The 9,831-nt window shown below is 73.3% G+C and carries 5 protein-coding genes and 1 pseudogene; 4 read left to right on the top strand and 2 right to left on the bottom strand.

Going from position 1 to position 9,831, the window contains the following annotated elements; translation table 11 throughout:
• The 4 genes from RIM90_RS18440 to RIM90_RS18425 all read left to right on the top strand — a co-directional run.
• Window positions 1–1,292: histidinol-phosphatase (locus tag RIM90_RS18440; RefSeq protein ID WP_309061811.1), on the top strand; the 1,292-nt coding region annotated here is incomplete at its 5' end.
• Complete coding sequence (locus tag RIM90_RS18435) at window positions 1,289–1,804, top strand: hypothetical protein (RefSeq protein WP_309061810.1); 516 nt, start codon at window positions 1,289–1,291, stop codon at window positions 1,802–1,804. The genes RIM90_RS18440 and RIM90_RS18435, both read left to right, overlap by 4 nt.
• Window positions 1,805–1,951: 147 nt before the next feature.
• Complete coding sequence (locus RIM90_RS18430) at window positions 1,952–2,311, top strand: hypothetical protein (protein WP_309061809.1); 360 nt, start codon at window positions 1,952–1,954, stop codon at window positions 2,309–2,311.
• A complete protein-coding gene (locus RIM90_RS18425; protein ID WP_309061808.1) occupies window positions 2,308–7,503 on the top strand; it encodes a caspase family protein in 5,196 nt (1,731 codons plus the stop codon). Before RIM90_RS18430 ends, RIM90_RS18425 begins: the two co-directional genes overlap by 4 nt.
• A gap of 57 nt (window positions 7,504–7,560) precedes the next feature.
• Here RIM90_RS18425 and RIM90_RS18420 read toward each other — a convergent pair.
• Together RIM90_RS18420 and RIM90_RS18415 are read right to left on the bottom strand one after the other, a co-directional pair.
• A pseudogene (locus tag RIM90_RS18420) lies at window positions 7,561–8,210 on the bottom strand (beta-galactosidase); the annotation flags it as partial.
• 327 nt (window positions 8,211–8,537) lie between these two features.
• Complete coding sequence (locus tag RIM90_RS18415; RefSeq protein WP_309061807.1) at window positions 8,538–9,791, bottom strand: FAD-binding protein; 1,254 nt, start codon at window positions 9,789–9,791, stop codon at window positions 8,538–8,540.
• Between the last annotated feature and the right edge of the window lie 40 nt (window positions 9,792–9,831).

Below are 9,831 nucleotides of genomic sequence, written 5' to 3'. Positions count from 1 at the left end.
AGGTCAACCCGGACATCAGGGAGGCCCGCGCCGCCCACGAGGACACCCTCGTCTTCCAGGGCCTGGAGTGGAACATCCCGGCCGCCGAGCACGGCACCGTCTTCGTCCACCCCGGCCGCAACGAGGTCGCCGTCCTCAAGCAGTTCGAGACCGACTACGACGGCAGCGTCAAGGGCGCCTCCGACTCCACCCCCGCCAACGAGGCGCTCGCCGTCGCCGGCCTCAACTTCCTCGCCGACCAGGTGAGACGGCGCAAGGTCAAGGACGCCCTGATGCTCGCCAACCACCCGGCGCGGCGCGGCGTCGACTCCCCGCACGAGATCCGCGCCTGGCGCGACGCGACCGGCACCGGCCGGCAGATCGCCGTCGGCTTCGAGGGCGCCCCCGGTCACCAGGCCGCCGGCCTGCCGGGGCCGCTCGGCATGGGCCGGGCCCGCGGCATCTACGACAACAACCCCGGCGCCAACTCCTTCCCCGGCTACCCGCTGGAGAGCTACCGCACCTGGGGAGGTTTCGACTGGATGACCGCCACCGTCGGCGGCCTGTGGGACAGCCTCCTCGCCGAGGGCCGCCCCTGGTGGATCACCGCCAACTCCGACTCCCACCAGGTGTACGCCGACACGGCGGTGCGCGGCCCGGGCGGCGACTTCCACGCCGAGGGCAAGTACCCCGACCCCGTCTACGGCGGCCGGATCGACATCACCCAGGGCGACTACTGGCCCGGCCAGTACAGCCGCACCCACGTCGGCGCCGACGGCTTCTCCTACGCCGCCGTCATGGACGGCATCCGCGCCGGCCGCATCTGGGTCGACCACGGGCAGCTCGTCAGCGGCCTCGACGTCCGCGTCTCCGGCGGCGGGCGCTGGGCCACGCTCGGCGGCGCGCTGCACGTGAAGAAGGGCACCAAGGTCACGCTGACGGCCGACGTGGCGCTCGCCGGGGGACCCAACTGGGCCGGTTTCGTGCCCCGGCTGGCCCGCGTGGACGTCATCCAGGGCGAGGTGACCGGCCCGGTCGCCGACCAGGACACGTTCACCGCGCCCACCGCGAAGGTCGTCCGGTCGTACGACATCGGCAAGTCGGCCGGAACCGTCCGCGTCACCTTCGACCTCGGCCGCGTCGACCGCCCGCTGTACGTCCGGCTGCGCGGCACCGACGGCAACCGGTCCGCCGTCGGCGCGATGGGCGCCCAGGTGGACCCGGCGGGCCCCGCCCTCGACGTCGTCGGCGACGCCGACCCGTGGCGCGACCTGTGGTTCTACTCCAACCCCGTGTGGGTCCTGCCCTCGTGACGCCGTACGCCCTCACCGTGGACGCGGGCGTCAGGGACCTGCGCGCGGCCGACCACCTGCTCCACGAGCTGGCGGACGGACTCGCCCTCCCCGAGGGGACGTGGGGCTGCACGCACCTGGTCCGCGACGACCGCCCGCGCGTGGTCCTCTCCCTCGCCCTGCCGTCCGCACCGCTCCTGCGCACGACGTGGGAGCGGCTCGCGGAGGCCGGACAGGGCGCGTTGTCCCCGGGGCTGCCCGACCCGGCCGGGCGCGCGGTCCTCTACCCGGGCGCCTCGGCCCTCACGGGCACGCTGACGGTCGCGGAGCTGCTCGCGCGCTCCGCGATCGACCGCGTGACCGTCCTCGGCGCACCCGGTGACCCGGACCCCGGCACCCGCGTGGTGACGCGCGACCACGTACGCCCGCAGTGGCAGCACGGCACGCTCGTCCTCGCCGCCACCCCGGCCCTGGGCGGCACCCTCGTCCCCTTCGAGGCGCCGGATCCCACACCCTGTTGCGCGGACCACTGACCCGGACCCCGGGTCCCGCACGCGCGCCCGGCCGAGGAGTCCCTCCTCGGCCGGGTTCCGTCTCCTCGGCCGTCCGGGGCGCGATCCTCCGGACAGGCCCTAGCATGGAACGGCTGAGACGGGACGACCAGGGGGACAGGGCTGCGCATGCGCGTTCGCATCCAGGGCAACGGAGACCACAAGGCGTTGACGGACCTTCAGGCATGGCTCGGCCGTGATCCCCGGGCCCGCAGGATCCCCGTCACCCCGGTGAGCGAACCGGGCCCCACGATGGGCGCCCTCGACGCCCTCGACCTCGTGCTCGGCAGCGCCGTCGACATCGCGAACTTCTCCGTCGCCTACGCCACCTGGCGACTCGCCCGGGCACGCGGCAACGAGCAGGGGGCCCGGACCCTGACCCACGGCGGCACCACCGTCGACATCGGTCACCTCACCTCCGAGGAACTGGCGGATCTGCTGCGCCGTCTGGAGGGCGGAACGCCGGACGCGGACACGCCCCAGCCGTGACCGGGCAGGAGACGTCGCCCGAGTCGCGGGCCGTCCTCATCGGTGTCCACGACTTCGAGCATCTGCCCGCCCTGGACGGTGTCCGCCACAACATCCCCGCGCTGCGCGCCCGGCTGACCGACCCGCTGGTGGGCGGCCTCGCCGAGAGGCACTGCTACGCCGTCGCGGCGGACTGCCGGCCGGCCGACGTCCTCGACGCCGTGCAGACCGCAGCCGACGAGGCGACCAACCTCCTCCTCGTCTACTACGCCGGCCACGGCCTCTTCGACCGGGACGGCCACAGCCTGCTGCTCGGCACCAGAACCGCCCACCACGCCAGTCCGCACCGCTCCGTGAAGTACGCGGAACTCCGCGACTACGTGGCCGAGTCCCCGGCGCGGCACAAGGTCGTCATCATCGACTGCTGCTTCAGCGGCGCCGCCCTCCCCATGGGCGCCGAGACACAGTCGCCGTGGACGGACTCGCTCGGTATCGAGGGCGCCAGCGTCCTCACCTCGGCCGCCGACACCGAGGAGTCCCTCTGCCTGCCGGAGGGCAGCGTCTTCACCCTCGAACTGACCGATCTGCTGGGGCAGGGGCTCAAAGGGCCGCTCCCCGACGGCCGCAGGGGTGAGGAACAGCCGCTCCTCACCATGGGGGACGTCTTCCTGACGCTCAAGGCCCGGCTCTCCGGCCGCCGGGTGGGCAACCGGCTCGTCCCGCAGCCCCGGATCGCCAACCGCGACAGCGGTCATCTGATCCCCCTCGCCCGCAACCGGTCCTTCACCGGTGTGCCGGTCCAGGCCGGGCCCGTCTCGCCCGCGCCGTCGGGGCCCGCGGCCCCCGACCCGCTGGCGGCGGTGGTGAGCCAGCGCGACCTCGTCGACGGACTGGACGGCTTCAAGAAGAACCTCACTCCGGAACAGCTGCCCTTCGTGTCGCCCGGCCAGGACCACCCGGCAGCGCCGCACACCCTCTTCTCCCGGCTGCGGAACCCGGACGAGCGAGGAATCCTGCTGGTGGGGTCCGCGGGAACGGGCAAGACGCGCACGGGACTCGAGGTGGGACGGATCGCGCTCCAGGAGGGCTGGAGGGTGCTCCACGTCCTTCCCGGCCGCGAGTCGTCGATCACCGACCGGATCAGCAGCCAGGTCCTCGCCCAGGACAGCCCCGTCCTCGTGGTGATCGACTACCTGAACAAGTACCTCAAGGAGGACAGGGACAACCACGACACACCCCTCGACCTCACCGCACTGCGGCACCGCCTGCTGCCCGCGGCCCGCCGCAGGAACATCCAGGTCGCCCTGCTCGCATCCGTACGGCCCGGCTGGCTGCACAAGGCGGACCACACCCAACTCCGCGACGTGTTCGACGAGGTGGAGCTGCGCCAGGACGAGGAGTTCCAGCGGCTCGTGGCGGACCAGGCCCTGGCCAGGCTGGCCCCGACCGCCATCGAACGCCTCGGCATGGACCGCATGAGGGCGATCTGCGGGCACCGGCCCATCATCACCCTGCTGGTGGCGCGTGAGCTGGAACGCCGTGTCATCCACGACCTGCCGATTCCCGAGGCGGCCGGACTGCGCGCGAGCGGCGAACTCTCCCGGTGGCTGAGGAGCCGGCTCGAGGAGGACGACCTCGCGGTGCCCGGACGCAAGAACACGTTCGACCGGGTCACCGCCTCGGACAGCCTGGTGGTGGCCGCGGCGGCGGCAGCGGCCTGTCCCCAGCCGCACACCGAGGTGATAGCGGCGGCCAACGCCGCTCTGTCCCGCACACCGAGCGCGGCGCTGCGCGCGGACGGTGTGGTGGAGACGCTGATCGACCTCGGCTGGCTGGAACGGGGCGGCGACGACGGCGATTCCCTGTCCACCGCCCACGACGTGGTCTGCGACCAGCTCGTCGAGTCGGTGATCCTGCCGGAGCAGCGGCGCGCCCCGGACCGCGACCGCACGTACGTCTTCCTCTCCGGCTGTCTCGTCGGTCCGCGCACGGTCGGCCGCTACGCGACCCACATCGGCCGTGTCGTCAACGATCTCGCCCTGGTCCAGCGCGCCGACGCCGTCTCCGCGGTGCTGGACGAGTGGTTCGTGGCGAACGCCCCGGCCATCGGCCACGTCATGCGGCGCAACGCCGACGTCGGGGGGTACGCCCTCGGCGCGATCTGCTCCGGGCCCCCCTGGTCCGGCGCCGCGGTGCAGAACTGGCAGGAGGTCGTCGGGCCCTGGCTGGACGAGTTCGGGGACAGCGTCGACGCCCGGCACGTGTTCTACCGAGGCCTGGGGAACCTGCCCACCGACGGGGCCCTGCTGCTCCTGCCCGCCGCGCTGAAGTGGCTCGAGTCCCACGGCTGGCGCCGCGAGGCCAGCTACGTCCTGGGCCCTCTGCTCGGCCGTACCGATGTGCCGCCCGAGCAGCAGAAGCCGGCGCTGCGGAACGCCATCGGCTGGCTGCGGCGCAACGGCACGCTCCTCGAGGCCCACTTCGTGCTGCGCTCGCTGGTCGCCCGGACCGACCTCACCGCCCCACAGACCCGGCAGGTCGTCGCCGCCGCGCTGCTCTGGGCGGAACGGAACACCACCACGCGCGAAGTGGCTCCCGTCCTGACCGCGCTGGTCGCCCGGGACGACCTCCACCACGACGAGACGCGCCGGACGGTGTCCGCCACCCTCGAGTGGCTCGGGCAGCACCGCGCCGCGCCCGAGCCGCACAAGGCGCTGCGGACCCTGCTCGGCCGCGCCGACCTCACCGAGGACGAGTCCCACCGGGCCGTCTCGCTGGCGCTGGAGTGGCTCGACGACCACGGCACCGTCTCCTCCGCCACATACGTCCTGCGCCCCCTGCTGACCCGGACCGGCATCGACAAGAGCCAGGCCGACCGGGCCGTCGGCTTCGCCGAGCGATGGCTGGAACACCACGCCACCGCACCGGACGCCGACTTCCTGATCCACCGGCTGCTGTCCCGTACCGACCTCGCCGACGCCAAGATCCGTCAGACCGTCGGCCTCGCCGCCGAGTGGCTGGAACACCACGCCACCACGTCCGACGCCGACTTCCTGATCCGCCAGCTGCTGTCCCGTACCGACCTCGACGAAGCGGAGACCCGTCGCGCCGCCGGCTTCGCGGGCCGGTGGCTGGCGAAGCACGCCACCGTGCCCGACGCCAGTTACGTCCTGGAGACGCTGCTCACCCGGGACGACCTGAGCGGCGAACAGGCGGGCGAGGCCATCTCCGCGGCAATGGTCTGGCTGCGGCACCACGGCAACGGCCCCGCGGCGGGCTACGTCCTGCACGCGCTGCTGACCCGGACCGACATCCCCGGCCCCGAAGCGCGCCGGGCCAACGAGTTCGCCACCGAGTGGGTCATGTCCCGCGCAGACCAGTTCGAAGCCAGCTTCACGCTCAGCAAGCTGCTCTCCCGCAAGGACCTGACCGCGGAACAGGCCGATGAGGCGGTGTGCGCGGCAACGACCTGGCTGCGGCACCACGGCCGCACCCTCATGGCCGACTTCCTGCTGCGCGCGCTGCTCCCGCGGCCCGGCCTCACCGGGAACCAGGTCCGGGACGCCACCGCCTTCGCCATGCAGTGGCTGGACTTCTACGGCACCGACAGGAAGTCGGGCCTCGTCCTGGCCGCGCTGCTCCAGCGCCCCGACCTCACCGACTCACAGGCCCGCGAGACGGTCGCCTCGACACTGCTCTGGCTGACGAGCTACCACAACGTGCCCGACGCCGATGCCGTGCTGAGCGCGCTCCTCGACCGCGAGGACCTGTCGTCGGACGAACGCCGGCAGGCGCTCGACTTCGTCGCCCAGCGGCGCAACCAGTACGGCGCCGAAGGAGCCACCCAGCGCGAGGCGGCCGAGCTGCTGAACCGCCTGAACACGCGCAACCCGCACGGGGAACAGGCCCAGCAGGACGTCACCGCGGCGCTGACCTGGCTGGAGGAACACGCCGACCTGCCCGAGACGGCCCGGATCCTGGGCGCGGTGTTCACCCACCGGGAACTCGGTGAGGAACAGTTCCGGCAGGCCGTCGCCGCGGCGCTGGCCTGGCTGGAGCGGCACGCCACACAGCCGAACGCCTCCTACCTGCTGCAGCCCCTGATGCTGCTCGGCGGACTCGCCGACGACGACCTCGACCTCGCGGCCGCCCACGCCCTCCAGTGGCTCGAACACCACCTGGACAGCGGACAGGTCACCTTCACCCTGGGATCGCTGATCTCCAACAGGAGGATCAGCGCCGAACGGCTCGACCGAGGCATCTCCCTCGCCGCGGACTGGCTCGAACGCCGGATCGCCGCGCCCCACGCGAGTTTCGTCCTCGACAAGCTGCTCGCCCGCCGCGAGATCCTCGGCGAGCGGGCGCGGGCCACCGTCGCCTTCACCGACCTGTGGCTCCGGCTCCACGCCCCCACGCGCGGAGCGCGCTTCGTCCTCACCCCGTTGCTCGCCCGCACCGACCTGACCGCGGACGAGGCCCGGCGGGCCGTCTCGCGCACCATGCAGTGGCTGGACGTCCACGGGACCACCCACGAGGCACGATACGTTCTGGCCCCCCTCAACGCGCAGCAGCAACTCGGCGCCGACGAGATCGACCGGGCCATCGGCGCCACGTTCTCGTGGCTGCACCGCTACGGCACACCGCGCGACACCCGCGCCGTGCTGCCCTCGCTCCTCAAGCGCACCGACCTGAACGCCGAACAGGTCCGGAAACTCACCGCGTTCACCCTGCGCTGGGTCCGCAGCCAACCGGTCGCGGAATGCTGGCGCGTGGTGAGCCCCCTGGTGGCACGCGCCGACCTGCCGCCGCATCAGGCCTGCCAGGTGATGTCCCTGGTCGCCGACGGCGTCCAGGACGACCCCACCGCCTACGACGTCAGTTTCCTCCTCGCCGCGTACCTGCCCCGCCCCGACCTCACGGCGGAGCAACGCGCCACAGCGGTCTCGTGGTCGCTGAACTGGCTGGAACACCACATGCCCGTCTGGCGCTCCTGCTTCGTCCTCGAAGCCCTCCTGACGTCGGCGGACCTCACTCCGGCGGAGACCCGGCGGGTTGTCTCCTGGGCCCTGTCCTGGCTGGACGACCACGTCGGCACCGCCGCGGACGGTTTCACGGAGACGGCCGGCGGCACCCTCGCGGAGGCGCTGCTCGGACGTGCGGACCTGGACGAGGACGACCTCCGCCGGGCACGGGCATTCCTGCCCCGGCCGTGAGCGCGCGGGCCGGACACGGCCGGCGGCCGGCGGTCCCCTGCCGCCGGCCGCCCGTCGTCAGTCGCCCGGCCGCGAGAAGACGAACGAGAACTCCGCGGGCTTCGGCCACAGGAAGTAGCGGGGCAGCGGACCCGGGCCGCAGGACTGGGAGCCGATGCCGTGCTGCCGGTGGTCGAGGTGGACCCAGACCGTGTCACCGGGGGTGAGGTCGGTGAGGTGCCGGGCGGCGTCCAGATGCTCGGTGGTCCAGGGCCTGACCGCGAGCCAGGACTCCGGGTCGCCGTCGATCCTCGGGCCGCCGATCTCCGCCCAGCGCACGTCGGCGCGGGCGCCGTTCTCCTGCGGGCGCACATAGGGCGTCTGGAGGTCCTCGACGCTCGCGTCCCACAGCAGGTCCTTGGACGCGGCCCTGGTGTCCGGGTACGCCCCGCCCCCCCCCGCCGAACCAGAAGACGGCGTTCCCCGGGGGAGCCCGCGAGCCCGAAGCGGATGCCGAGCCGGGGCAGCGGCACCCGCCAGTCGCCCTCCGGCACGACCGACACGGTCAGCCGCACACCCGTGCCGTCGGACGTCCAGCGGTACGCCGTCCGCAGGCCCGCCTCCCGGCCGGCGGGCGCCACCCGGGTCCGTACGGTCAGCGCGTCGCCGTCCGTCTCGACCGCCTCCAGGCGGTGCCGCACGCGGTGCAGGCCCAGCTCGCGCACCAGGGCCACCGGCACCGCGTAGGACACCTTGTCCGCGTGTCGGGACGGGACGCGGGCCGGCCCGTATCCGGCGAGCGCAGACGAGCAGCGGCCCGACGGTGTGCGGGACGCCGACGACCGCCGGGTTCCACAGCGACCGGGCGAAGCCGACCGTCGGGTCCTCGAACGGCTCGGTGATGTTGCCCCCTTGGACGTCGGTGGGGAGGAACGTCCACTCCTCGCCCGTGATCCGGGCACCGGTGGACAGGGGAGCCCGTGATCCACCGCGTGGTGCGGATCTTCGGCAAGGGGCTTGACGAAGTCCGGACGAGACCGGTGGGGCCGGGGAGGTCAGCCGCCCAGGACGTCCCGGACGAAGGCGTTGGCGAACGTGCCCGCCGGGTCCAGCGAACGGGCGAGCCCGCGGAAGTCGTCCAGCCGCGGATAGCGGGCGCGCAGCCGCGCCGGCGGCGTGGTGAACACCTTCCCCCAGTGCGGCCGTGCCTCGAACGGCGCCAGCGCCTCCTCCACCCGCCGCACCACGGGCAGGACCGCCCGCGTGTCCTCGATCCAGGTGAAGTGGACGGCCACGGTGTCCCGGCCGTAGGACGGGCTGAGCCACTGGTCGTCGGCGGCGACGGTGCGCACCTCGCAGGTCTGCAGCACGGGGGCGACCGCCTCCCGGATCCCGTCCAGCGCGTGGAGCACGTCGACGGCGAAATGCCGCGGCAGCAGGTACTCCGACTGCAGCTCCGCCCCGCTGCTCGGGGTGAACTCCGCCCGGAAGTGCGGCAGCCGCTCGTGCCACGGCCCGGGCACCCCGAACTGCTCGGTGCAGTTCACGGCGGGCATGCCCGGCACCGGGTGCATCTTCTCGGTCGCCGGAGCGGCCCAGGGGAAGTCCGGCAGCGGCCGGTCGGTGCGCCGCTTCACCCACACCTGCCGGAAGCCCGGCGCCCGCCAGTCGGTGAACAGGCTCACGCTGTACGCCGCCGACATCACCGCCTCGAACGTCTCCGTGTCGAGCACGTCGAGCGGCAGCTCGGTGAAGACGCGCTGCTCGACCTCGTAGGCCGGCTCCAGGTCCAGGATGAGCGCGGTGATCACCCCGAGCGCGCCCAGCGAGGTGACCACCCCGCCGAAGCGCGCGTCGTCCCGGCCCATCCACTCCTGGTCGCCGGTCGCCGTGACCATCTCCACCTCGCGCACCACCGACGCCAGCGAGCCGTTCGTCACACCGGAGCCGTGCGTGCCGGTCGCCACCGACCCGGCGACCGAGATGTGCGGCAGCGACGCCATGTTCGGCAGCGCGAGACCGTGCCGGTGCACCTGCCGGGCCAGCTCGGCGTAGCGCACGCCGCCGCCCACCCGCACCGTCCGGGCCGCCGTGTCCACGTCGATCCGCGGGGGCAGCGCGTCGAGCGACAGCAGGACGCCGTCCTCCCCGGCGTCGGCGATCTCGTTGAAGGAGTGCCCGCTGCCCAGGGCCCGCACCCGGGAGCTCCCGGCGACCAGCGCCCGCAGCGCGTCCAGGGTGTGCGGGCGGTGCAGTTCCTTGGCGGTGTAGGCGATGTTGCCCGCCCAGTTGGTCACGGTCTCGGCCATCGGTCGTCCTTCCCGGGATCGGGACCGAAAAGGGCCCCCG

Origin of the sequence: Streptomyces sp. (genome assembly GCF_031181555.1) — a bacterium.
Classification (GTDB): domain Bacteria; phylum Actinomycetota; class Actinomycetes; order Streptomycetales; family Streptomycetaceae; genus Streptomyces; species Streptomyces fimbriatus.
This window is presented reverse-complemented; position numbering and strand designations above follow the sequence as displayed.

Bases quoted from the DNA above. Each gene is read 5' to 3' on its own strand.
- RIM90_RS18430 (WP_309061809.1), top strand. From the start codon at position 1,952: ATGCGCGTTCGCATCCAGGGCAACGGAGACCACAAGGCGTTGACGGAC.
- RIM90_RS18415 (WP_309061807.1), bottom strand. From the start codon at position 9,791: ATGGCCGAGACCGTGACCAACTGGGCGGGCAACATCGCCTACACCGCC.